Genomic DNA, 25,193 nt, shown 5'->3' with positions numbered 1-25,193 from the left:
TCCGCGCCGCGTTTCGGACCGGTGCTGGCAAGATGGGCTCATAGTTCGAAGGAGGACCTGAATGTCCATTGCACGAGACGAACGAGCCGGACTGGCTGCAGACCTGTCACGACTTGGCCCCGATGCCCCGACTCTGTGCGAGGGATGGACCGCCCGAGATCTGCTGACCCACGTCCTGCTCCGGGAGAATGATCCATTGGCCATCCCCGGCATGGCCGTCAGCGTCTTCGACGCCGTCACACAGGCCCGTGCGGACAAAATGGAGGCGTCGGGATCCTTCGAGGATCTGGTGGCACGCTTCGCTCAGGGGCCAGACCGCTTCTCGATCTTCCGCGTTCCGGGGATGGACGCCGCCGCCAACTCGATGGAGTACTTCATCCACCACGAGGATCTGCTTCGGGCCCAGCCCGGCTGGCGACCCCGACAACAGGGCCACCGCGCCGAGCTTCAACTGGCAGGGATCATCCGTAAGTACGGACGTGCTCTGACTCGTCACTCCCCGGTGGGCGTGCGCGCGGAGATGACCGGACTGGGGGACCCCGTCACCCTTCATCCCGGTGACCGCATCGTTACCATCGTCGGCAAGCCCTCGGAAATCCTCCTACTGCTCACCGGACGCACCTCGGTCGCCCGGGTCGACGTCCTCGGTGAGCCGGACACCCTCTCCGAGTTCATGCGCTCCGACCACTCGTTGTGAGAGCCGGGGCGCAGGAACTCAACCGCGTGGGTCAGGAGAACTTCTCGAGGATGAGCTCCCTGACCCGCTTGGCGTCTGCCTGACCCCTCATGGCCTTCATGACCTGACCAATGAGGGCACCGGCCGCCTGGACCTTGCCACCACGGATCTTCTCGGCAATCTGTGGGTTGGCAGCGATGACGTCGTCAACAGCAGCACCAAGGGCGGCGTCGTCGGAGACGACGGCGAGACCGCGTCCGTCGACCACCTGCTGAGGATCTCCCTCGCCAGCGATGACACCGTCGATGACCTGACGGGCCAGCTTGTCGGTGAGGGTGCCGTCGTCAACGAGCTTCTGCAGTTGGGCGACCTGGGCCGGGGACATACCGACCTCGGGCAGGTCCGCCCCGGCCTCGTTGGCACGACGGGACAGCTCGGTGAGCCACCACTTGCGCGCGGCAGCGGGCTGGCAGCCAGCGTTGACGGTCTCCTCAAGGAGGTCGAGGGCGCCGGCATTGACGACCGCAGTCATCTCCAGCTCGGAGAACTGCCACTGGGAGGCCAGACGAGCTCTCTTGGCAGCTGGAAGCTCCGGCAGGCCAGCACGCAGCTCCTCTACCCATCCCCGGGACGGCGCGATCGGAACCAGGTCCGGCTCGGGGAAGTAGCGGTAGTCCTCGGCGTCGGACTTGTCGCGTCCGGCGATGGTGTATTCGCCGCTCTCCTGCCACATCCGGGTCTGCTGACGAACCTTGCGTCCCTCGGCCAACACGAATCCCTGACGCTGGATCTCGTAGGTCAGGGCTCCTTCGACCGAGCGCAGCGAGTTGACGTTCTTGGTCTCAGTACGGGTGCCCAAGGTGCTGCTACCGCGTGGCATGAGGGAGACGTTGGCATCACAACGCAGGTTGCCTCGTTCCATCTTGGCCTCGGAGACTCCCAGAGCGATCATGATGTCGCGCAGCTGAGCCATGTAGGCCCGTGCCACCTGCGGCGCCTTGGCTCCCAGTCCACGGATCGGCCTGGTGACGATCTCGATGAGCGGGACGCCGGCGCGGTTGTAGTCCATGAGGGAGTGGCTGGCACCGGAAATACGTCCGTCGGATCCGCCGACGTGCAGGGACTTTCCGGCATCCTCCTCCATGTGGGCACGCTCGATCTCGACACGGAAGACCTCGCCGTCGACCTTGACGTCAAGGCAGCCGTCGTAGCAGATCGGCTCGTCGTACTGCGAGGTCTGGTAATTCTTCGTCATGTCCGGGTAGAAGTAGTTCTTCCGGGCCATGCGGCACCACTCGGCGATCTTGCAGTTGAGGGCCAGACCGATGCGGATGGCCGACTCGACGGCGTGGCCGTTGATGGCCGGCATCGATCCGGGAAGACCCAGGCAGACCGGGCAGACGTTGGTGTTGGGATCCTTCTCGGTGTCCGTAGAACATCCGCAGAACATCTTGGTCGCCGTCGACAGCTCGACGTGGACCTCGAGTCCGATGACCGGCTCGTAGTCAGCCATCACCTCGTCATAGGGCAGCAGCTCGTCCGTCATCATGCCTCTCCCCTCAGCTCGGGAACCTTCGCAAGCAGCGGGGCACCCCACTTCTCGTTCAGCAGCCGTTCCAGGGCCGCACCGACCCGGTAGACGCGGTCATCCGCCATAATCGGGGCCATCACCTGCATACCGACGGGCATCCCGTCGGTCTCGGACAGGCCGATCGGGAAGGACCCAGCAGGGCTGCCGGCCATGTTGGCCGGAATGGTGCACAGGTCGGAGCGATACATCGCCATCGGGTCGGCCGTGCGCTCCCCCAGTCGGAATGCCGTCGTCGGGGTGGCCGGGGAGACGAGCACGTCACAGGTCTTCCAGGCCTTCTCGAAGTCACGTTGGATGAGGGTGCGGACCTTCTGGGCCGAGCCGTAGTAGGCGTCGTAGTAGCCGGCCGACAAGGCATACGTACCCAGGATGATGCGACGCTTGGCCTCGGCACCGAATCCGGCGCCACGGGTGGCACGCATGACCTGCTCGGCGGAGTGCTCGCCGTCATCATCGACGCGCAGGCCGTAGCGCATGGCGTCGTAGCGGGCCAGGTTGCTGGAGACCTCAGCGGGTTGGATGAGGTAGTAGGCAGGCAGGGCCAGGTCGAAGTTGGGGCAGGAGACCTCGACGACCTCGGCTCCCGCACTCGTCAGGATCTCGACGGCCTCGTCGAAGCGTGCCTCGACCTGCGGGTCGTACCCCTCACCGGCGAATTCGGTGACGACACCGATCCGCATTCCGGCGACATCCGGCTGGTTCGCAGCCTCGACGATGACCGGGGTGGGCTGGTCGATGGTCGTCTGGTCCATCAAGTCATGACCGCCGATCACCTGGTGCAGCAAGGCCGCATCCAGGACGGTACGAGCGCAGGGTCCGGGGGTGTCCAGGGAAGACGCCATCGCGATGACGCCGTACCGGGACGTCGACCCGTAGGTCGGCTTGATGCCGACGGTGCCGGTCACCGCACCGGGCTGACGAATGGACCCTCCGGTGTCGGTACCGAGAGCCAACGGGGACTGGAAAGCAGCCAGGCTGGCGGCAGATCCGCCGCCCGAGCCACCAGGAACTCGGTCGAGGTCCCACGGGTTGTGGGTGGGGCCGAAGGCAGAGGTCTCGGTCGAGGATCCCATGGCGAACTCGTCCAGGTTCGTCTTGCCCAGGATCACCATGCCGGCGTCCTTGCATCGGGTGACGATGGTCGAGTCATAGGGCGGGATCCATCCCTCCAACATCCGGGACGAGGCCGTGGTGGCCAGTCCCTTGGTGCAGAAGAGATCCTTCACGGCCAGCGGCACACCGGCCAGCGGACCGAGCTTCTCACCGTCGGCGATCCGAGAGTCAACCCGTCGGGCAGTTTCCAGGGCACCGTCGTGATCAACCAGAAGGAAGGCACGCACGTCGCCGTCGACCTCGCCGATCCGGTCCAAGTGTGCCTGGGTGACCTCCTCGCTGGAGACCTCGCGGGACGCAATGCGTGCGCCGAGTTCGGCGGCGGTCAGGGTCACGAGCTCGTTCACTGTGCCTCCTCGTCCAGGATGCGGGGCACACGGAAGCGCTGATCCTCACTGCGGGGGGCCATGGCCAGGGCGTCATCAGCCGACATCGACTCCTTGATGACGTCCTCGCGGAAGACGTTGGACAGCGGCAGAGCGTGCGAGGTAGGTGGCACGTCGTCGGTGGCGACGGCTGACACTGCGGCCACGGCGTCGAGGATCGCGTCAAGCTGAGGAGCCAGATACGCGGTCTCGTCGTCAGTGAGGTCGATGCGTGCCAGGCCGGCCAGGCGGACGACGTCATCCGGCGTGAGGGCCACGATGAATCTCCTGGTTGGCGGCATGGGGGCGGGAATGCCCTCGGACTATCCTAGGACCACTGGCCGACACGACTGCCAGATGAGCACCTCCGTCCTTGATGATGACCCGCCGGAACACGAATTCAGTTTGGGATCGTCGGATCCACCCGCAACAATGAGTGAGTGCTCATGATTCGTATTCAGCTGCCAGACACGCCGGGTTCCCTGGGGTCGGTGGCGACCGCCATGGGCACCGCCGATGCCGACATATCCGCGATTGAGATTGTCGAAAAGGGCGATCACTACGTCGTCGACGACTTCATGCTGACCCTTCCTCCGACCACGATGCCTGACACCTTGGTATCGGCCTGCGACATGCTTGACGGAGTTCACGTGCTGTGGCTGAGCAGGTATCCGGAGAATTGGAGTATTGAGTCCGACATCGCAGCCCTGAATCGGATGTCCGAGGACCCGAAGCATTCCGCCGAGATTCTCTGTGGTGCCGTCCCGGTCGTCTTCCACACTCATTGGTCGGCACTCTTCGATGCCGATGAGCAGGTCATCATCTCTACTGCCCTGTCTCCGGAATTCACTCCTGAGGGCATCGCACGTCTGACACCGATGGATCGCTCCCATGTCGCTGAGCTCGAGGCTGGCTGGATGCCAGGTTGGGGTGACACCGTCATCGCCGCTGTCCCACTATCGAGGGGGCGCTGTCTGGTTGCCGGACGTCAGGGAGGCCCAGGGTTCCTGGCTTCCGAGCTCAATCGTCTGCAGCACATGGCCGCTCTGGCCAACTGAGGCCACATGGAGGTCTACCTCACCTGGCAGTTCTGGTACCAGGTTCTATCAGCCTTCGCCTTCGGCGTGGCTTCCAGTTTGGTGCCGGTGCTCAATTCGGAGTTATTCATCGTCGGCGCCCTAGGATCAAAACTCCTGGGTCCGCTGGAAGTCGCACTGGGGCTGGCTCTTGGCCACGGCGTTGGCAAACAGATCATGTTCATCGGTATCCGACGCGGATCGAATTCGCAGTGGATCAAGCACAAGGAGCCCAAACCGGTTCCGGAGGGATCCTGGCGGTGGCGTCTACGGAGATGGAATGACAAGGCTGCTCACGTGGTCGAGACCCCGCGATGGGGCATGCCTCTGCTGTTCTTCTCGGCCATTACCGGTGTCCCGCCGGTCTACCTCGTCGTCATCTACGCGGCGACGACCAAGATGCACTTCTGGTGGTTCTCGCTGTGGGTCACCGTCGGATTCTTCATTCGGTGTTACCTCCTGGCCCTGGCGACCCAGTATGGGTTCCACATCATCATCTGACACCAGCGCGATGCCGTGAAGACCCTTGTCACCCGCGCATGACGAGGATGCGGAAGAAGTAGTACCCCACTCCGACCAACACCGCGAGAGCGACGACGAAGGCGATGGGTGCGAGAACTCGTTGCACCTTCTTGCGCTTCGTGGTCGGGACTCCAGTCGGAGCCCACTGTTTCTCACCGACACGCGGCCGAGTGCGCTCCGGCGTCTGGCCGTCAAGGTCGAGATTGGTGAAGAAACCCACGATCGGAACCCTACCTGCTCAGCCTGCTCGATCCAGCTGCTCATCGACGAGGTCAGCTGCCCGTCTCACCGTCCGGCAGACCTCGGCAGCCGATTGACGGGACCAGCCGGCGAGCCCGCAGGCAGGGCTCAGCACCCCTGCCCTCAGCAGGGTGGGATCCACCTGGGTGCGTCGCGCCAACCACAGCACACGGTCGATGAGGCGATCCACTGGTGGCACCTGATCGACCGTCATGGTGTCGACGACTCCCATGCCCAGCCGTCCACCTGACTCCACCCATTGCGCGGCGGAGTCCAGTGACACCGCGTCTGTGATCTCGCACCACATCGTGGTGAATCCGGCCTTGCCGGCCGGCGCCCACGGGATGGGATGGCCACAACAGTGCAGTCCCGCCGAGACCTGCCCACAGCCACTGACGATCGTCTGCCAGAGCCGCGTCGCCGTGGTGGCCTCCATGGCCGGATGCCGATAGAGCCCCGACTGGGTCGGAATGGATCCCGCGAGAACGACAGGAGCAGCAGGTTCGTCGATCTGCATCGTCCAGGTCACGCGTGGCATCCGGCGTCGCAGTTCGGTCAGAAGCTGGCTGATCCCCTCCGCCAGGCTGGCTGTGACGTCGTTCAGGGCCGAGGAGTCCGCGAGGATCGACTCCCCGGCGCGCATGTGTAGGCCCGTGGCAAGGGTGAGAGGACCAGCCACAGTGATCTTGACGGTGGCCTCCTCGTTGGCCAGCACCTCCTCGAGATCATCGAGGTCGTTGCGCAGAAGGGATCGTGCTGAGCGAGCGGCATGGTCGGTGGCGTCCGCGAGCCGCCATCCGCCCGGGCCATGATCAACCGGCAGATCGACGAGGAGGGCCGTCGCCCTCCCGACCATTTGACCACCGACTCCACGGGCCGGTAATTCTGGCAACGGGATGAGCTCGTCGAAGATCTCAGCCATCGCAGCCACGCTGCCGCGCATGTCGGTGCCGGGCAGCGACCCAATACCTGTGGCGATCATGCTGCCTGCTCCACTGTCATTCCGGCTCGATCCGTCCCGCATATGGTTGCTGATCCGACGACGAGGTCCCCGTCGTAGAAGACCGCCGCCTGACCGGGAGCGACTCCGCGCAAGGCCTGCTCGAGGTCCATCATCACCCCACCGGCGACCGTGGTGATCGTGGCGTCAACCGGATCCCCATGGGCTCTCACCTGAACCTGACCATGCCAGGTCGTGGCAGACTCGCCAGAACACCACACCGGCCGGATGGCCTCGACGTGGCGTACAGTCAGCCCTTCGGCTCCTCCGACGACCACGGTGTTGTTGACCGGTTCGATGTCGAGGACGTATCGCGGCTTGCCATCCGGGGCCGGAACTCCGAGCCGAAGACCTCTCCGCTGGCCAATCGTGAAATGGTGATACCCGTCGTGATGACCGACAACAGCCCCGGACTCATCGCGGATCTCTCCGGCGGCCGAGCCGATCTTCTCCGAGAGCCAACCTGGCGTGTCCCCGTCAGGGATGAAACAAATGTCGTTGGAATCAGGTTTGTCAGCCACCGACAAACCAAGATCCGCCGCTTCCCGTCGCACATCAGTCTTGAAGGAATTCCCCAGCGGGAACAACGAATGGGACAGCTGATCCTGGTTGAGGACAGCCAGCACGTAGGACTGGTCTTTGCCCGGGTCGACCGAGCGGTACAGCTTCGTCATTCCATCGTCGACCTCAGTCCGGGCGTAATGGCCGGTGGCGACGGCGTCATATCCCAGGTCGAGACCGCGTTCCAGCAGGGCCGCGAACTTGATCCTCTCATTGCATCTCAGGCAGGGATTGGGCGTGCGACCGGCCTGGTACTCAGCGATGAAGGGGTCAATGACCTCCTCGGCGAAGCGGTCGGAGAAATCCCACACGTAGAACGGGATCCCCAGCTTGTCCGCGGCCCGCCGGGCGTCGAAGGAATCCTCCAGGGAGCAGCATCCTCGTGACCCTTCCCGATGGGAACGCGGGTTGCGTGACAGCGCCAGATGCACACCGGTGACGTCGTGGCCTGCCGCGACGAGACGGGCAGCGGCGACGGCGGAGTCGACTCCTCCCGACATGGCAGCGAGAACCTTCACAGTGCTTCCTCTCCGCGAACGTGCAGGGATACGGATTAATGGTGGGAACGTGATCCCGGCGGGAATGTCGATGATAGGGGTTGACGCCGACTTATCGCGCCCCGCTGGCCTGAGTGATGACCGCAGGCAGGACGGTGAGCAGACGATTGACCTCGGCCTCGGTGGTGCTGTAGCCCATTGAGATCCTCACTCCCGACGATGCTGCCTCGTCGTCACGACCCATGGCCAGCATCGTCGGTGAGGGACGGGATACCCCGGCATGGCACGCCGATCCGGCCGATAGGTCGACCCCGTCCCGGTCCGCGAGCATGACGACGTCGGTCCCTCGTGCTCCGGCCACGCTGAGGTGGATGATCGTGGGGCTCGTCGTGCCGGCATCATCCACGCTGGCCCCAGGGATCTGTCGGCACGACTCAACGATCCGTTCCCGCCATGCCTGCCATTGAGCCTTCTTCTCGTCGAACTCATTGAGGCAGGCCCGCAGAGCAGCCGCGAAACCTCGAGCCAGCGCGACCGGCTGGGTGCCGGAGCGAATCCCGTACTGCTGCCCACCTCCCGGGGAGACTGGATGCACCTCGACTCCCCTGCGGACCCAGAGTGCCCCGATCCCGACGGGTCCACCGATCTTGTGTGCGGAGAAGGACGCCAGGTCCACTCCCCACTCGTCGAGGTTCACCGGGACATGGCCAAGGGCCTGAACGGCGTCGGTGTGCATGAGGGCTCCGACCCGATGGGCCTGTTCGGTGATCTGGTCAACGGGTTGGCGTGCGCCGGTCTCGTTGTTGACGGCCATCACCGAGACGACGTCGAGGTCGCTGCTCAGTGGGCTCGCAGCAATCGAATCAGGGTCCACGACTCCCGCGTCGTCGACCGGGAGCACCCCCACCCGCTCGCCGAGCAGCCATGGCAACGTCACCGTACCGACGGCGGGATGCTCCACTGCCGAGATCAGTGCGTGGCCATGACGGGCCGCTCCCATAACGCCCAACATGTCGGCCTCTGTTCCTCCGCTGGTGAACACGATCTCCAACGGACCCGCTCCGAGCAGGCTGGCGACCTCCTCTCGCGCATCCTCCAGCAAAGCCCTCGCCGCGCGGCCTGAACCGTGAATGGCACCAGGGTTCCCGGGCACCGGTTCGGCCATCGCGGCCAAGGCTTCCGGGCGCAGCGGGGAGGTCGCCGCGTGGTCGAAATAGGCACGAGCGTGATGTACTGAGTCGGGCTGCGATTGCGACATACCTGTCCTTCCTGGCGACTCCTTGACGCTACTGCCGATCGGCAGGGTATGGAATTGCGCGTTCTCGCTCCTGCGGACGCCGCGGCCGACTCAGACTAAAATGATTCGTCGGTCCGCCGATGTTCCGGCCACCATCCCCGACGAAAGGCCCCTATTGTGACCGACACCAACACGGCGTCATTCGACACCAGTGCGCTTGGCTCCACCCTCATTGACGACGGTTGCCGTTTCGGGTTGTGGGCACCACGCGCAGAGCGTGTCGAGCTAGCACTCGTGGCAGATGACAGGTCACAGGTCAACCACGACATGACTATGGACGAGCATGGTGTCTGGACGATCGAGGTCCCTGACGTCACGGCCGGTCAGCGCTACGGCTACCGAGTTCACGGTCCGTGGGATCCTGATCGCGGTATGAGGTTCAACCCGGCCAAGCTGCTGCTCGACCCATATGCCAAGGCCATCACGGCAGGGGTCGACTACCACGGACCGATCATGGATCACACCCCGGAGTCCAACTACGAGCCGGATCCGACCGACGACGCGACCTCGGTCCCGCTCGCCGTGGTGATCGAGGATTCCGAGCCTCCCAAGCCCATCGAGCACCGCCGAGACATCAGTGAGTCGGTCATCTACGAGACCCACGTCAAGGGCTACACCCGGCTGCATCCCCTCGTCCCCGAGCATCTGCGCGGCACCTATGCCGGTCTGGCCTACCCGGCCGTCATCGAGCACCTCAAGTCCATCGGCGTCACTGCCATTGAGTTGCTGCCCATCCAGCAGTTCGTCTCCGAACCCTTCGTCGTGGGCCGGGGACTGTCGAATTACTGGGGATACAACACCCTGGGGTTCTTCGCTCCTCACGCCGCCTACTGCTCGGTGGGATCCACGGGTGCCCAGGTGCGCGAGTTCAAGGAGATGGTGACGGCCTTCCACGAGGCCGGCATCGAGGTCATCCTCGACGTCGTCTACAACCACACCGGCGAAGGTGGCCACGAAGGACCGACGCTGTCCTTCCGCGGTATCGACCACGAGTCCTACTACCGACTCACCAATGATCACCGCAACGACTACGACGTCACCGGCTGCGGCAACTCAGTAGACACCTCCCATCCGGAAGTCCTCGGCCTGGTCCTCGACTCGCTGCGGTACTGGGTCACCGAGATGGGTGTTGACGGTTTCCGCTACGACCTGGCGACCACCCTCATCCGTGACAAGTCCCACGGGGTTGACCAGAACCATCCCTTCAAACAAGCCCTCGTCGATGATCCGGTCCTCAACAAGGTTAAGCACATCGCCGAGCCGTGGGATCTGGGCCCCTACGGTTACCAGGTAGGCGCTTGGGGCCCTCACTGGAGCGAGTGGAACGACCGCTTCCGCAACTACATCCGCGATTTCTGGCGCGGTGCCGTCTGCGGGGTTGAGGAACTCGCCACCCGGCTGTGCGGATCCCCGGACCTCTACGGTCAGCCGATCTCGAGCGTCAACTTCATCACTGCCCATGACGGCTTCACCATGCGTGATCTCGTCACCTATGACATGAAGCACAACCAGGACAACGGTGAGGACAACCACGACGGGTCCAATGACAACCGCTCCTGGAACTGTGGCTGGGAGGGTGAGACGACCGACCAGTCCATCGTCATGCTGCGTCATCGTCAGGTCCGCAACCTCGTTTCCACCTTGCTGCTGGCCACCGGTGTGCCGATGATCACCGCCGGCGACGAGATGGGTCGCACCCAGCAGGGCAACAACAACGCCTACTGCCAGGACTCCCCCATCTCCTGGATGGACTGGGACGAGGCCGAGGGCTGGTCGGACGTCACCGACCTCGTCCGCACCCTCACCGCACTGCGTCGCGAGCATCCCACCCTTCGCCCACCGATCTACCGTCACCATGACCCGGTGGGTCGCTCGACCGATGAGCGACCGCGACGGGCGGACTTGGCCTGGTTCTCCGGTCACGGTGGCGAGATGGTCACCGACGACTGGCACGACGAAGGCCGTCGCACCCTGGGCATGTACACCAGCGACGACAACGAGGCCTTCCTCGTTTGGTTTCACGCCGCAGATCACCCGACCGAGATCATCCTGCCCAGCGCCCGATGGGGCGAGTCCTGGCAGGTGGTTGCCTCGACGACCGTTCCTGGCGAAATCCCTGACGAGACGGTTCCTGCCGGGATGTCGATGACCCTGCCGAGCAGGTGCGTCGTCGTCATGCAGGCCTCACTGGGAGACGACGAGGCCTGATCCCAAGCACCAGTTACGCCCCAAGCGCACAGGCGGCGGATGGATCGAGAGGTTCATCCGCCGTTCTCGTCAGCACATTTCAGGGCCAGGGGCCGTAAGCCAGTAGTCAGTGCACACTTTCCCAAACCTTGCTCCGAGAATTCGGGTCGAGACTGTCACTGCGGCGCTAGTCCGAATCATGACGCCCCGGAACCAGCCACGGTAGCCTGTGATTCGTGTGGAGGATCAACAGGCGAGACCGCCGTCAAGACGAGAATGGCCCCGATGACGAGGACGTGCAGGTGACAGCCCCTGCCCCGGAACCCTCACCCGAACCGGTGGCCCCTGTCATCCCCGCTGACTCGCCGAAGTCGGCTCCTTCTCCGGAGTCATCTCCGTCGCCTGAGTCCCCGGTCAGGCCGGACTTTGCCGACGAGGCCGACCAGACACTCGATGCACCCGACGACTCGCCTTCCGACGCCGAGGATGCCTCGGGCTCCCTACCGATGAGCGCCCTGGTGGGTGACACGCGCCTGCAGGATGCCGACACCCCTTCACCGCGTCACGCCGCTGACCACGCCTCCGGCGACGAGGCCCTCGTGGCGGCCACCTCGGACCTTGACGCCCCTGGCCGTCCACCGCTGCGTGGTTTCGGGCGCATCCCCGTCCACAACGTGCATCCCGAGGTCGAGGGAGGTCAGCTGCCGATCTACTCCGTCGTCGACGAGGAGTTCGAGGTCACGGCCAACGTCTTCCGTGAGGGTCATGACGCAGTCGGCGCCAGCGTCGTCCTCACCGATCCACAGGGTAATCGTCACGTCACTGACATGCACCAAGTCGATCCATGGGGTTTGGACATCTGGAAGGCCCGCGTCTCGGCCGACGCTGAGGGCGACTGGACGATGCACGTCGAGGGCTGGTCGGACACCTGGGGCACCTGGCACCACAACGCCGACGCCAAGCTGGCCGCTGCCATCGACGTCGAGCTGGTCTGCGCCGAAGGTCACGCCCTCATCGAACAGGCCATCGCGCATGCCGAGCAAGCTGCCGACACCGACGCCGTCGCAGTTCTGCGCGAGGCCGATGCCAGTCTCACCCCGGATCGCGCTCCGGGGTCGCTGCGCCAGGTCATCAACACCTTCCTCTTCTCCGATGCGATGCGCGTCCATGCCCCGCGCCCGCTGACTTCTCCCACCACCCCGTCCCCGCTGCGGGTCGAGAGACGTCGCGCTCTCCACGGTTCCTGGTACGAGTTCTTCCCGCGCTCCCAAGGAGCCCACGTCGGTGAGGACGGCCACTGGGTCTCGGGCACCTTCGATTCCTCCTGGGAGCGGCTGGACGCCGCTGCCGCCATGGGATTCGACGTCGTCTACCTGCCGCCGATCCATCCCATCGGAACTGCCTTCCGCAAGGGCAAGGACAACACCCTGACCCCTGGGCCGGACGATCCCGGTTCGCCATGGGCCATCGGTTCTTCGGCCGGGGGCCATGACGCCATCCACCCAGATCTTGGCACCTTCGCGGACTTCGACCGCTTCGTCGCCCACGCCCACGACCTGGGCATGGAAGTGGCGCTGGACTTCGCCCTGCAAGCCTCCCCGGACCATCCGTGGGTGCAGGAGCACCCGGAGTGGTTCACCACCCGCGTCGACGGAACCATCGCCTACGCCGAGAATCCCCCGAAGAAGTACCAGGACATCTATCCGATCAACTTCGACAACGACCCGGAGGGGATTTACAACGAGTGCCTGCGGCTGCTCGAGCTGTGGATCTCCCATGGGGTGACGATCTTCCGCGTCGACAACCCGCACACCAAGCCGATCAATTTCTGGGCCTGGCTCATGGAGCAGGTGCATCGCCGCTATCCGGAGGTCATCTTCCTGGCCGAGGCGTTCACCCGCCCCGAGATGATGGGTGCTTTGGGCAAGGTCGGCTTCCAGCAGGGATACTCCTATTTCACCTGGCGCACCGCCAAGTGGGAGTTGGAGGAGTACCTCAACGAGGTCTCCCACCAGACCTCGCACTTTTACCGCCCGAATTTCTTCACCAACACCCCGGACATCAACCCGATCTACCTCAATGACGGCAACCCGGCCGGATTCGCCATCCGCGCGATCCTGGCTGCAACCATGAGCCCGTCGTGGGGCATGTACTCCGGGTTCGAGATCTGCGAGCACGAACCGCTGCCGGGACGCGAGGAGTACGCCCACTCCGAGAAGTATGAGTACCGTCCCCGTGACTTCGACTCCGAGCCGAACATCAAACTGCTCGTGACTCGTCTCAACGAGATTCGGCGCGCTCACCCGGCCCTGCAGCAGTTGCGTGACACCACCGTTCACCATGCCCCCCATGACAATGTGCTTGCCTTCTCCAAGAAGGCCGGGGACGACGTCGTCATCGTCGTCATCTCGTTGGATCCGGTGTGGGGTGTGGAGTCGCAGGTCATGTTGGACATGGCCGCTCTTGGTCTTGGCAACGACGACACCTTCGAGGTCCACGACGAACTCACCGGTGCTGACTTCACCTGGGGACAGCAGGCCTTCGTCAGGCTCCACCCAGCCCAGCCGGCCCACATCCTGCACGTGCGAAAGACCACCTCATGACCCATTCCTCCTACACGCCTGCCGAGGAGATTCCCGAGACCCTCGCACCCACCGGGGCTCTTGGGCTGACCTCGGCCCAGTTGCAGGCCAAGCTCGACGCGATCCACCCGGTCGGGTCGATCGACCGCACGGAGACCGAATGGTTCCGCACCGCCGTCTTCTACGAGGTCTTGGTGCGCTCCTTCAAGGACTCCAACGGTGACGGCATCGGCGACTTCAAGGGGCTGACCGAGAAGCTCGACTACCTGCAATGGCTGGGAGTGGACTGTTTGTGGCTTCCCCCCTTCTACGACTCACCGCTGCACGACGGCGGTTACGACATCCGCGACTATCGCTGGATCCGCGAGGAGTTGGGGACGATCGAGGACTTCAAGGTCTTCCTCGACGCCGCTCACGACCGTGGTCTGCGCGTCATCATCGACTTCGTGATGAACCACACCTCTGATTCCCACCCGTGGTTTCAGTCCTCCCGTGCCGATCCTGACGGCCCCTACGGCAACTACTACGTCTGGGCCGACACCGACGAGGCATATTCGGACGCTCGCATCATCTTCTGTGACACCGAGGACTCCAACTGGTCGTGGGACTCCGAGCGCAAGCAGTTCTACTGGCACCGCTTCTTCCACCACCAGCCCGACCTCAACTTCGAGGAGCCCCGGGTCATGGAGGAGATGCTCGACGCCGTCCGATTCTGGATGGACCTGGGCATCGACGGTTTCCGTCTCGACGCCGTCCCCTACCTCATCGAGGCCGAGGGAACGAGCTGCGAGAACCTGCCGGGAACCCACAAGATCCTCAAACAGCTGCGCGCGATGGTCGACGAGGAGTACCCGGGACGTATCCTGCTGTGCGAGGCCAATCAGTGGCCTGACGACGTCGTCGAGTACTTCGGTGACGGTGACGAGTGCCAGATGGCCTTCCACTTCCCCGTCATGCCACGCCTGTACATGGGGCTGCGCCGCGGATCACGGGAGTGCATCAGCGAGATCCTCGCCTCCACACCGGACATCCCGGCGGGTTGTCAGTGGGGAACCTTCCTCCGCAACCATGACGAACTCACCCTCGAGATGGTGACCGAGAAAGACCGTCAGTACATGTGGGAGGAATATGCTCCCGAGCCGCGCTGGCGGTGCAACCTGGGCATTCGTCGCCGGTTGAGCCCCCTGGTCGACAACGACGAGGCCAGGGTTCGTCTGCTCAACGCCATGCTGCTGTCTCTGCCCGGCTCCCCGGTTCTCTATTACGGCGACGAGATCGGCATGGGCGACGATCCATGGCTTCCTGACCGCGACGGCGTGCGAACCCCGATGCAGTGGGATGATTCCGAGACGGCCGGATTCTCGACCGCGCTGCCGGAGGACTTCCATCTCCCACTCATCCACACCTTCGGTCACGGTCCGGAACATGTCAACGTCGCGCGTCAGATGGATGACCCGTCCTCCCTGTTGGTGTGGACCCGCGCCATGTTGGGCATCCGTCGTCGTCACCCCGTTTTCGGTACCGGAGAGTTCACCGATCTGGGCGCGGAGGACATGGCCGTGATGTCCTTCCTACGCCACGACGAGGACGAGACGATTCTGTGCCTGGCCAATCTGTCGGACACCGATAGGACCGTCACCCTCACCCTGCCGCAATTCGCAGGTGTGACCGGAGCGTCCCTCATTCACGGCCAGGATGCCCAGCCGGTGGAGGCCGACGGAACCCTGACGGTTCCGATGCCGCCCTACGGCTACCGATGGCTGCAGATGACCGGAGAGGAGAAGCCATGACCGATTGGGATGACGCAGACGTCCGGGACCGCATCTGGGACCACATCAGTACCGCTCGGTGGTTCTCCGGCAAGGGCCGAGATGGCACCCTGGCCAGGTTACTGCCGCTGGCTCCAGTCGTTGACGAGCACGATCTCAAGGTGGTGCCCGTCATTGCCCTGGTCTGTTACCCGCAGGCCCCGGAGGAGTACTACCAGCTCCTATTGGCCCTGCGCCCCGGCAGTTCTGCGGGACTGACGCAGATTCACGTCGATGGTGATCCCATCACGGTCAGCGACGCCACCACCGACCAGGAGGCCCTGACAGTGTGGGCCAGGACGATCCTCGAGGCTGATCCTCAGGCCGCGGATGACTCATGGCAGCTCCATCGCCGCTTGGAGGCACCTGAACCGGTTCGGACCGCCGAGCGCTTTGGCGGTGAGCAGTCGAACACCTCGATCATGGTTGGCGACGCCATCATCGTCAAGATGTTCCGCCGCCTCGAACCCGGCGACAATCTCGACATCACCATTCACGGCGCCCTCAATGACGCCGGCGTCTCCTCGGTGGCCAAGCTCTACGGTCACATCTCCGGGCAGATCCCGGCTGACGAGGACATCCAGACCGATCTGGCCATGATCATCGAGCGGCTTCCACATCCCCAGGATGGCTGGGAACTCATCACCGACAAGGCTGCCGATCTGGAGGACGTCGCCGATCTCGTCGCCGACCTGGGCCGATGCCTGCGAACCATCCACTCTGCGTTGGAGCAGACCTTTGGGACGGCCGAGTTGGACGGGGGCCAGATTGCCGACGACATGGTGCGTCGTCTCGACGCTGCAGTGGCGGCAGCCCCGGCGCTGGAACCACACCGCGACCTCCTCGCCACACGTTTCGAGAAGCTGCGCGGTCGCCGCCTGGCCGCTCAAAGGGTGCACGGTGACTTCCACCTCGGACAAACCCTGCTGACCCCCGACGGCTGGCGGATCATCGACTTCGAGGGCGAACCCCTCAAGACCCTGGCCGAGCGTCGCCTGCCGGACTCCCGCTGGCGTGACGTGGCAGGAATGGTGCGCTCACTGTCCTATGCCACCTCGGCCCATGCCGAACCCACCGCACCGGAGACATTGGCCTGGGCACAACGAGCTCGCGATGCCTTCCTGGACGGCTATGGTCGCCCGAACGACGCCGAATGCGACGTCTTGGCCGCCTACGAGGCCGACAAGGCCGGATACGAAACCGTCTATGAAACCCTCAACCGGCCGGCCTGGGTTGACATCCCGTTGTCGGCCATTCGGGCGATGGTGCAGGATTGATGATGTCCCCGCCCCACGAACCTCCGTCGAGTCACCGACCCGACGGCGACATCCACACCAACGACATGCCAGGAGGACGACATGGCTCACGATGAGTTCGGAGGACTCACCGGTTGGGACCTCGAGGGGTTCCATTCCGGTGGGGACACGGAGGTGTGGAAGCGACTCGGCTCCCACGTCGTCACCATTACCGACGACGAGCGCGGCCCCATCACCGGGACCCGCTTTGCCCTCTGGGCCCCCAACGCCCAGGCCGTCGAGGTGATCGCGGACTTCAACTGGTGGACCGGTGACCCGATGCGTCTCATCCCGGGATCTGGGGTCTGGGGCGCCTTCATCGAAGGGGTGGGCGAAGGCACTCTCTACAAGTTCCGCATCCAGGACCAGTGGGGCAACTGGCACGAGAAGGTTGACCCGATGGCCCGCTACTCCGAGCAGGCCCCGCAGAACGCGTCCATCGTCACCGAGACCCACTACGAGTGGAATGACGACGAGTGGATCGCCCACCGTGAGGCCTCGCACGCCCATGCCGAACCGATGAGCGTCTACGAGGTCCACCTGGGCGGATGGCGTCACGGGCTGAGCTACCGTCAGCTGGCTGACGAACTGGTCGACTACGTGCTGTGGCAGGGCTACACCCACGTGGAGTTCATGCCGCTGGCCGAGCATCCCTTCGCCCCGTCCTGGGGTTACCAGGTCACCGGATACTTCTCACCGACCAGCCGTTACGGCTCCCCCGACGACCTGCGTTACCTCATCGACAAGCTCCACCAGGCCGGCATCGGCGTCATCATGGACTGGGTTCCGGGGCACTTCCCCAAGGACGACTGGGCTCTGGGACGCTTCGACGGCACCGCCCTCTACGAGCACGCCGATCCGCGCCAGGGCGAGCACGTGGACTGGGGCACCTACATCTTCAACTACGGCCGCAACGAGGTGAAGTCCTTCCTCGTCTCCAACGCGCTGTACTGGATCAGCGAGTTCCACGTCGACGGTCTGCGCGTCGACGCCGTCGCCTCGATGCTCTACCTGGACTACTCCCGCGAGGAGGGTCAGTGGGTGCCCAACAAGTACGGCGGACGAGAGAACCTGGAGGCCATCGACTTCCTGCGCTATGTCAACTCACACCTGTACTCGCGCCACCCCGGCATCCTCATGATTGCCGAGGAGTCGACCAGCTTCCCCGGCATCACCAAGCCGGTCGATCACGGCGGCCTGGGATTCGGGTTCAAGTGGAACATGGGTTGGATGAACGACTCCTTGCGCTACATGGAGCTCAATCCGTTCCATCGTCAGTATCACCACGGCGAGATGACCTTCGCCATGGTGTACCAGTACTCGGAGAACTTCATCCTGCCGATCAGCCATGACGAGGTCGTGCACGGCAAGGGATCCATGATCAACAAGATCCCCGGTGACGACTGGCAGCAGTTCGCGTCCCTGCGAGCCTTCTACTCCTACATGTGGTCCTTCCCGGGCAAGCAGCTCATCTTCATGGGTCAGGAGTTCGGCCAGCGTCACGAGTTCGACGAGTCCGCCAGCCTCGAGTGGTTCGTCGCCGATCTGTGGGGTCACGGTGGTCTCAAGCGCCTCTTCCGCGATCTCAACATGATCTACAAGGAGAACCCCGCCCTGTGGCAGCTCGACAGCGATCCGCGCGGATTCGAATGGATCAACGCCGACGACGCCGGCAACAATCTGTTCTCCTGGCTGCGCCGCAGCGAGGACGGCTCGACGATCGCCTGCTTCACGAACTTCTCCCCCAACCCGCAGACCGACTACCGCGTCGGACTACCCGAGGAAGGCGTGTGGACCGAGATCCTCAACACCGATTCCTTGGAGTACGACGGAACGGGAGAGTTCGGAAACCTCGGCCAGGTCGTGGCCACCCCGCTTCCAGTTCCCGATCGCTTCCCGGCCGTCGCCACCGTGTGCGTCCCGCCGATGGGCTCGGTGTGGCTGCGCCACGATCCCTCGGCAACCGCTGCTCTGCCCGGCGATCCGGGAATGCAGTGACTCTGGCAAGGAGGATTGTTCGTGGTCGATGACGAGTCCGATCCCGAGGACTTTCGGATTCAGGTCGAGGTGGTAGGCGACTGTGGTCGCCTGCTGCTCGACGATCCGCCATATCCGGAGGGTCTGACGCGGGCCATCTCATTGGCCTCCGACGACGCCATCCTCGGTCACGAGGTGCGTCGTCTGGAGGCCCGGGTGACCGTCGACGACGGAGACGTCATCCATGCCCTGCACCGGGCCGGATACCGCCGTGAGGGACGGCTACGCCAAGCCGGCAGCCGAGGGGATGGCTGGGTGGACGAATTCGTCTACTCCCGACTGGCCACCGACGAGATCTACACCCGGACCGGTCACACCGGCATGCTCGACTCGGTGCTGCCCACCAAACGGGTCATCTCCCACGTCCTGGTCCACGACGAAGTCGGGCGGGTTCTCATGTGCGAGACGACGTACAAGCCTGACTGGGAACTCCCCGGCGGTGTCGTCGAGCCGGTGGAATCTCCCCATGCCGGAGCAGTTCGGGAGTGCCGGGAGGAATTGGGCGTGACCATCGACATCCCTGCCACCCCCGTCCTCATCGATTGGATGCCACCTGCCCTCGGGTGGTCTGACGCCATCGAGTTCATCTATGCCGCCGGTGTGGTCGAACCGTCCCTCGCCGCCATCATGAATCCTGCTGACGGCGAGATCGGCCATCTGCACTGGGTGGATCCTGCTGACGTCCCTGCACACGTCACCGAGCTGTCGGCCCGACGTATCGCGGCCATACTGGCAGATCCCACCCCACGTGCCACTGAGAACGGGTTTTCGTTGTAACCCTGGGGTGGTGAACGAACGTTCGGCCCTGGTGGTTATGCTTCTTCGTCGTTGTCCTGGAAGAAAAATGACTGAACACACAGGAGGACCACCTACATGTCATCAACTGCGTCCCAGATCGTGGACGTGGTGGGCGGCCGCGACAACATCGTCAGCCTGACCCACTGCGCAACCCGCCTGCGGTTCCAGCTTCGTGATTCCTCGTCCATCGACAAGGCCGAGGTGGAGAAGATCCCCGGCGTCATGGGCGCTGTGCCCCAGTCGGGCAACCGTTATCAGGTCGTCATCGGCGGCGCCGTCAACAGCGTCTACAACGACATCATGAACCTGCCGGGCATGCAGAACTTCGGCTCCGAGGACGGCAAGCAGTCCGATGCGGACGTCAAGGCCGCACATCGTTCCAAGGGCCCGCGCGGCAAGTTCTCGTGGCTTGACAACCTGTTCGAGTACCTGTCGGACTCCTTCCGTCCGATCATGGGCGCCCTGCTCGGTGCCTCGCTGTTCATCACCTTCATGGCCCTCATGGGTTCCATGGGAGTCATCGGCAACTGGGCCGACTCCCGTGTCTCCCTGCCTCCGAGCTGGCAGTTCGTGAACCTGGCCTGGCAGTGTGTTTTCTACTTCTTGCCGCTGTTGGTCGCCTACAACGCCACGAAGCGCCTCAACGCCGACCCCTGGGTCGGGTTCTCGGTCATGGCCGTCGTCATGCTTCCGGGATTCACCGAGCTCGGTAAGGCGGCACATCCGCTGTCCCTGGGCGGATTCAAGGTCGACGTCGTTGACATCTTCGGCCTGCCACTGACGATCTTCAACTACGGCTCCCAGGTCTTCCCTCCCCTCATCATGGCGGCCATCCTGGCTCCGTTGTACAAGTGGCTGAAGAAGGTCATCTCCCCCAATGTTCAGATGATCTTCGTGCCCTTCCTGACCATGCTCATCATGATTCCGTTGACGGCCTTCCTCATCGGCCCCATCGGTGTCTACGCCGGCGCCGGCCTGGCCAACGGGCTCAAGGCGGTCAACGACGTCTCCCCGTTCATCTTCGCCGTCCTCATCCCTCTGCTCTACCCGTTCATGGTCCCGCTGGGCCTGCACTGGCCGCTCAACGCCGTCATGCTGCTCAACATCCAGACGCTGGGCTACGACTACATCCAGGGCCCGATGGGTGCCTGGAACTTCGCCTGCTTCGGCGCCACCGCTGGCGTCCTCTTCCTGTCGGTCCGTGACAAGGACGTGACGATGCGTCAGACGGCGACCGGCGCCCTCGCCGCCGGCCTGCTCGGCGGTATCTCCGAGCCGAGCCTCTACGGCATCCACCTGCGCTACAAGAAGATCTACCTGTCCATGCTGGTCGGCTGCCTCGTCGGTGGCGTCATCATCGGTGCCGGCGGCGGCCTGCACACCCCGGCCTTCGTCTTCACCTCCTTGCTGACGATCCCGGCCTTCGACAAGATCGGTCTGTACGCTGTCGCCATCGCGGCCTCCTTCTTCACCGCCATGGCCCTGGTCATCGTGCGCGACTACCGTGACGACGACGAGAAAGCTGCTGCCAAGGCTCGTCGTGATGAAGCTGAGGCCACCAACACCGAGTCGTCGGCTCTCGCCCCCGCCCCGGCTGCCGCTGCGCCCGTTGGGGCTGCCACCGCGGTTGCCACCAAACCCGAGACGGAAACTGCCACGGTTGAGGGAGTCGAAGCCCCCACGGCCGCGGAGGTCGCATCCGAGGCCATCACCATCGCCTCCCCTCTCAAGGGGCGTGCGGTTCCGATCTCCCAGATTCCCGACCCGGTCTTCTCCACCGGCGTCGTCGGTGACGGCATCGCCATCGAGCCCAGTGACAGCACGGTCGTCTGCCCTGCCGACGCCACCGTCGTCACCGCTCCAGAGTCCGGCCACGCCTTCGGGCTCAAGCTCGATTCGGGCGTCGAACTGCTCATCCACGTCGGTGTCGACACCGTCGAGCTGGGCGGCAAGGGATTCGACGTCAAGGTCAAGGCCGGCGATCACGTCAGCGCCGGTCAGCCCCTGGTCGTCTTTGATCCCGCCGTCATCGACGAGGCGGGCTACTCGAAGATCACCCCGGTCCTGGTGACCAACGGGTTCGACTACTCCAACGTCACCGGCATTCCTGCTGACGACGTCACCACGAGCACCCCGGTCATCACCGTGGTGAAGTGAGTCGAGGGCGGCCGGGGCATCTCGGCCGCCCCCTACCCCCACGAACAGGAGGCCGGCACCGTGATGGTGCCGGCCTCCTTGTTGTTGTCCTCGTCAGTCCCACAAGGACGGCATCGGTGAGGAGACGATTGTCTCGGCGATACCTCCGGGAACCTCCGCCGTCATGAGGGAACCGTCTGCACGTCGCAATCCCGAGATCGGGTGCGTTCCGCGCAGACTGGGACGCAGCGGGCCCTGGTCGCTCAGCGGGATCCGAACCGGCTCGACGCCGATGTGATGGAGCTCCCTGCGTACCGTCACCTCGCGGTCATGACCTGACAAGATCTGGAAGGTGATCGCGTCACGTTCCAGCTTCACCAGCATGTGCGAGTCGCCAATGAGCATGTGGTGCTTGATGGATGTCCACTGGGCCGGCAGCCGAGGATCGAAACGTAGGTTCTCTCGGTCATTGCGCATGCCCACGAATCCATGGACCAGACAACCCCACACACCACCGGTCGAGGCAACATGCACACCATCCGAGGCGTTGTGGTGGGTGTCGGCCAGGTCGCAGTAGAGGGCGTCCAGGAAGTACTCCATGGCCATCTCCTGATGGCCCACCTCGGCTGCCATCACTGACTGCACCACTGCTGAGAGGCTCGAGTCACCGGTCGTGATGGGGTCGTAGTACTCGAAGTCGGCGAGCTTGACCGCCTGGGTGAATTGGTCCCCCTGCAGGAACAGGGCCAGCACGACGTCGGCTTGCTTGAGTACCTGGAACCGGTAGATCACCAGCGGGTGGTAATGCAGCAGCAGCGGACGCTTGTCGTCGGGGGTGTTCGTGAGGTCCCACAGCTCCCGGGAGAGGAATTGGTCGTCCTGAGGATGGATGCCAAAGGTGTCATCGAACGGGATGACCATTCCTGCGGCACATTCCTCCCAACCACTGACCTCGTCCTCGGTGAGGTCCAGTTCGGAGCACAGATGCTCAAACCACAGCGGGTCCTCATCCTTCATCCGCCTCATGACGCTGGCTGCGTCAATGAGGTTCGCCCGCGCCATGACATTGGTGTAGAGGTTGTTGTTGACGACCGTGGTGTACTCGTCGGGCCCGGTCACGCCATGAATGTGGAATTCCCGGCCTCCGTTGATCCGCCAGAAGCCCAGATCTGCCCACATCCGCGCCGTCTCGACGAGGACCGGAGCGGCATCGCGGAAGAGGAAGGTCTTGTCCCCCGTCGCACGAGCGTGGTTCATGATCGCGTGAGCGATGTCAGCATTGATGTGATACTGAGCCGTACCTGCGGCGTAGTAGGCGGAGGCCTCCTCACCGGTGATCGTCCGCCACGGGAAGAGAGCTCCCCGCTCGGACAGTTCTTCGGCTCGTCGTCGGGCTTGTGGAAGAGTGTTGACCCGGAACCGCAGGGCGTTCTCAGCGATTCGCGGATGGGTGTAGGTCAGCATCGGGATGACGTAGACCTCGGTGTCCCAGAAGTAGTGGCCTTCATAGCCAGATCCGGTCACACCCTTGGCAGAGATACCCAGCTGGTCAGCGCGGGCCGAGGCCTGAGCAATCTGGAAGAGGTTCCACCGCACCGCTTGCTGGATACCTGCCGGCGCACCCTCCACCTCGACGTCGGCCGTCGCCCAGTAGTCCTCGAGCCATTCGCGCTGCTCGTCGTAGTAGATCCCATGCCCTTGCTCGCGGACCCGATCAAGGCTGCGACGGACACGGTCGAACAGCTCGTGCACCGGTACCTCCCGCGAGGAGTGGTAGGCCACGGCCTTGTCGACGCGAATGGGTCGGCCCTGGGTCGCCTCGATGCGGTACACCCGCTTGCCACATCCGGGCTCGGTGTCTATGAGGGAGACGTACTCATTGTCGGTGGTGATCTCATGGTCGGCGCCCACGGCCAGCGTCATCCCGGACCTGGCCGTGTGGAACCCCAGGATCATCCGCCGGTCCGAGTGCCAGTCCTTCTCCGCGACGAGCACCTCGTCGGCAAACTTGCGGGCCTGACGAGGATCGTCGGCATTCCCCGAGTCCTCAGGACAAACGTGATACTCGTCCATGCCGTCCTCACGATTGAGGATCTGAGAGCTGATGACGATGGGGGCATCCCCCTCGAGCATCGTCACCTCGATGCTCATGAGAGCCATGTGACGGTGGGTGAAGGACACCATCCGTGACGTCGCCACCCGCAACAGCTTGCCCGCCGGGGTCCGCCACACCAGTTCGCGACGCAGCACCCCTTCACGGAAGTCGATCCAACGCTTGTACGACTGAATCTCGTTGACGCTGAGCAGCAACGGCTCGTCGTCAACATAGAGCTTCATGAGTTTAGCGTCGGGGACGTTGACGATCGTCTGACCGGTGCGCGCAAAGCCGTAAGCATTCTCGGCGTGATGGATGTCCCAGATCTCATGGAACCCGTTGATGTAGGTCCCGTGACTGAAGGAGTCACGCCCTTCAGACGGATTGCCGCGCATGCCGAGATACCCGTTGCCGACCGAGAACAAGGTCTCGGTCTTTCCCAGGTCGTCGGTACTCGGTGCCGTCTCGACGATCGCCCACGGATCGTCGGGAAAGCGCCATCGATCCATCGGGTCGGTGCCCGTTCGCGTCATGCCATCTCCTCAGCCATCTCGTCCAGGTCATCGACCACTCGGTCAGCACCCACCTCACGCAGCCGGTCAGCACCCACGCCGCGATTGACGCCGAGCACCATTCCAAATCCACCAGCCGCACCTGCGCGCACTCCCGAGACCGCATCCTCGACGACAACGCATTGCTCCGCAGACACACCAAGCAGATCAGCTCCACGGAGGTAGGTGTCAGGGGCGGGCTTTCCAGGCAGGTTCTCCGCCTTCGACCGGTTGCCATCGACCAGCACCGGGAAATCCTCGCTCATACCGGCTGCCTCGAGCACCACAGCGGCATTGCGCGACGAGGACACCACAGCCATCGCCACACCGCGTTCGTGGAGCAGATCCACCCAACGGCGAGACCCCGGGTAAGGCTGGATGCCGTCTCGGGCCAGCACCGTGTTGAACAGGTCATTCTTTCGATTTCCCAACCCGCAGATCGTCTCGGCATCAGGAGCATCGGAGGGATCCCCCTCCGGGAGAGTGATGCCGCGGCTGGCAAGGAAGTCACGTACCCCGTCGTATCGAGGTTTGCCGTCCACGTAGGCGAAGTAGTCCTCGTCGGTGTAAGGATCCTGGCCCTCGCGATGGGCCAACTCCTCGTTGAACATCTCCTCCCAGGCACGCATGTGAATCAGCGCGGTAGGGGTGAGGACGCCGTCAAGGTCGAACAAAACGGCATGGAACTTCTCGTCGAATGGGGTCGAGTCCATGGTCTCCATGCTATTGGTCGATGACGACACGTCCAGCTGGGTTGGGTCAGACT

19 protein-coding genes are annotated in these 25,193 nt (G+C 63.9%); 10 read left to right on the top strand and 9 right to left on the bottom strand.

Annotation, left to right across the window (positions count from 1 at the left end):
• Nucleotides 1–61: 61 nt before the first annotated feature.
• A complete protein-coding gene (locus tag AC6I1W_RS08355) occupies nucleotides 62–697 on the top strand; it encodes a TIGR03085 family metal-binding protein (protein ID WP_270236076.1) in 636 nt (211 codons plus the stop codon).
• A gap of 31 nt (nucleotides 698–728) precedes the next feature.
• Here the strand turns inward: AC6I1W_RS08355 and gatB are convergent, their stop codons facing one another.
• From gatB to gatC, 3 genes are read right to left on the bottom strand one after another with little or no spacing between them, the layout of a single operon-like run.
• Nucleotides 729–2,222 carry an Asp-tRNA(Asn)/Glu-tRNA(Gln) amidotransferase subunit GatB gene (gene gatB / locus AC6I1W_RS08350; protein ID WP_270236154.1) on the bottom strand — a complete coding sequence of 498 codons (1,494 nt, stop codon included), beginning with the start codon at nucleotides 2,220–2,222 and terminating at the stop codon, nucleotides 729–731.
• Entirely contained in the window at nucleotides 2,222–3,727 is a 1,506-nt protein-coding gene (gene gatA / locus AC6I1W_RS08345) for an Asp-tRNA(Asn)/Glu-tRNA(Gln) amidotransferase subunit GatA (protein WP_284950652.1), read from the bottom strand. The genes gatB and gatA overlap by 1 nt, the downstream gene beginning before the upstream one ends.
• On the bottom strand, nucleotides 3,724–4,047 hold the full coding sequence (gene gatC, locus AC6I1W_RS08340; RefSeq protein ID WP_036910368.1) for an Asp-tRNA(Asn)/Glu-tRNA(Gln) amidotransferase subunit GatC: 324 nt from the start codon (nucleotides 4,045–4,047) through the stop codon (nucleotides 3,724–3,726). Before gatC ends, gatA begins: the two co-directional genes overlap by 4 nt.
• Before the next feature lie 144 nt (nucleotides 4,048–4,191).
• On the opposite strand from gatC, the gene AC6I1W_RS08335 reads away from it, so the two are divergent.
• On the top strand, nucleotides 4,192–4,803 hold the full coding sequence (locus AC6I1W_RS08335; protein WP_016667602.1) for an ACT domain-containing protein: 612 nt from the start codon (nucleotides 4,192–4,194) through the stop codon (nucleotides 4,801–4,803).
• A gap of 6 nt (nucleotides 4,804–4,809) precedes the next feature.
• A complete protein-coding gene (locus tag AC6I1W_RS08330; RefSeq protein ID WP_004811374.1) occupies nucleotides 4,810–5,322 on the top strand; it encodes an SNARE-associated domain-containing protein in 513 nt (170 codons plus the stop codon).
• Between the two features lie 28 nt (nucleotides 5,323–5,350).
• On the opposite strand, the gene AC6I1W_RS08325 is transcribed toward AC6I1W_RS08330, so the two are convergent.
• The 4 genes from AC6I1W_RS08325 to AC6I1W_RS08310 all read right to left on the bottom strand — a co-directional run bounded on the left by AC6I1W_RS08325 (nucleotide 5,351) and on the right by AC6I1W_RS08310 (nucleotide 8,899).
• Complete coding sequence (locus AC6I1W_RS08325; RefSeq protein ID WP_016667601.1) at nucleotides 5,351–5,563, bottom strand: hypothetical protein; 213 nt, start codon at nucleotides 5,561–5,563, stop codon at nucleotides 5,351–5,353.
• An 18-nt stretch (nucleotides 5,564–5,581) separates the two neighbouring features.
• Nucleotides 5,582–6,565 (bottom strand): methionine synthase, encoded by a 984-nt coding sequence (locus AC6I1W_RS08320; RefSeq protein ID WP_336620870.1) that lies wholly within the window; start codon nucleotides 6,563–6,565, stop codon nucleotides 5,582–5,584.
• Nucleotides 6,562–7,662 carry a tRNA 2-thiouridine(34) synthase MnmA gene (gene mnmA / locus AC6I1W_RS08315; RefSeq protein WP_270236075.1) on the bottom strand — a complete coding sequence of 367 codons (1,101 nt, stop codon included), beginning with the start codon at nucleotides 7,660–7,662 and terminating at the stop codon, nucleotides 6,562–6,564. The genes AC6I1W_RS08320 and mnmA overlap by 4 nt, the downstream gene beginning before the upstream one ends.
• A gap of 91 nt (nucleotides 7,663–7,753) precedes the next feature.
• Nucleotides 7,754–8,899 carry a cysteine desulfurase family protein gene (locus tag AC6I1W_RS08310; RefSeq protein ID WP_117189040.1) on the bottom strand — a complete coding sequence of 382 codons (1,146 nt, stop codon included), beginning with the start codon at nucleotides 8,897–8,899 and terminating at the stop codon, nucleotides 7,754–7,756.
• Between the two features lie 156 nt (nucleotides 8,900–9,055).
• On the opposite strand from AC6I1W_RS08310, the gene glgX reads away from it, so the two are divergent.
• The 7 genes from glgX (at nucleotide 9,056) to AC6I1W_RS08275 (ending at nucleotide 21,802) form a co-directional block, all read left to right on the top strand.
• Nucleotides 9,056–11,146: a glycogen debranching protein GlgX gene (gene glgX, locus AC6I1W_RS08305; RefSeq protein WP_016667597.1), complete on the top strand. Its 2,091-nt coding sequence runs from the start codon at nucleotides 9,056–9,058 to the stop codon at nucleotides 11,144–11,146.
• Nucleotides 11,147–11,631: 485 nt separating this feature from the next.
• The gene (locus AC6I1W_RS08300; RefSeq protein ID WP_371258407.1) at nucleotides 11,632–13,728 is read left to right on the top strand and encodes an alpha-1,4-glucan--maltose-1-phosphate maltosyltransferase; all 2,097 of its coding nucleotides are present in this window, start codon (nucleotides 11,632–11,634) and stop codon (nucleotides 13,726–13,728) included.
• Complete coding sequence (treS, locus tag AC6I1W_RS08295; RefSeq protein ID WP_284950650.1) at nucleotides 13,725–15,497, top strand: maltose alpha-D-glucosyltransferase; 1,773 nt, start codon at nucleotides 13,725–13,727, stop codon at nucleotides 15,495–15,497. The genes AC6I1W_RS08300 and treS overlap by 4 nt, the downstream gene beginning before the upstream one ends.
• Nucleotides 15,494–16,792, top strand: a complete 1,299-nt coding sequence (locus AC6I1W_RS08290) for a phosphotransferase (RefSeq protein ID WP_065672718.1) — start codon at nucleotides 15,494–15,496, stop codon at nucleotides 16,790–16,792. Before treS ends, AC6I1W_RS08290 begins: the two co-directional genes overlap by 4 nt.
• 81 nt (nucleotides 16,793–16,873) lie before the next feature.
• Nucleotides 16,874–18,808, top strand: a complete 1,935-nt coding sequence (gene glgB, locus AC6I1W_RS08285) for a 1,4-alpha-glucan branching protein GlgB (RefSeq protein ID WP_016667593.1) — start codon at nucleotides 16,874–16,876, stop codon at nucleotides 18,806–18,808.
• A 21-nt stretch (nucleotides 18,809–18,829) separates the two neighbouring features.
• Nucleotides 18,830–19,624: an NUDIX hydrolase gene (locus AC6I1W_RS08280; protein ID WP_065672717.1), complete on the top strand. Its 795-nt coding sequence runs from the start codon at nucleotides 18,830–18,832 to the stop codon at nucleotides 19,622–19,624.
• Between the two features lie 96 nt (nucleotides 19,625–19,720).
• On the top strand, nucleotides 19,721–21,802 hold the full coding sequence (locus tag AC6I1W_RS08275) for a glucose PTS transporter subunit IIA (RefSeq protein WP_065672716.1): 2,082 nt from the start codon (nucleotides 19,721–19,723) through the stop codon (nucleotides 21,800–21,802).
• 93 nt (nucleotides 21,803–21,895) lie between these two features.
• Here AC6I1W_RS08275 and AC6I1W_RS08270 read toward each other — a convergent pair whose 3' ends face one another.
• Nucleotides 21,896–24,409, bottom strand: coding sequence for a glycoside hydrolase family 65 protein (locus tag AC6I1W_RS08270; protein WP_117189034.1), 2,514 nt, complete (start codon nucleotides 24,407–24,409; stop codon nucleotides 21,896–21,898).
• Entirely contained in the window at nucleotides 24,406–25,149 is a 744-nt protein-coding gene (locus tag AC6I1W_RS08265) for an HAD family hydrolase (RefSeq protein ID WP_117189032.1), read from the bottom strand. Before AC6I1W_RS08265 ends, AC6I1W_RS08270 begins: the two co-directional genes overlap by 4 nt.
• Between the last annotated feature and the right edge of the window lie 44 nt (nucleotides 25,150–25,193).

Source organism: Cutibacterium sp. KB22876 (assembly GCF_059728865.1).
This window is presented reverse-complemented; position numbering and strand designations above follow the sequence as displayed.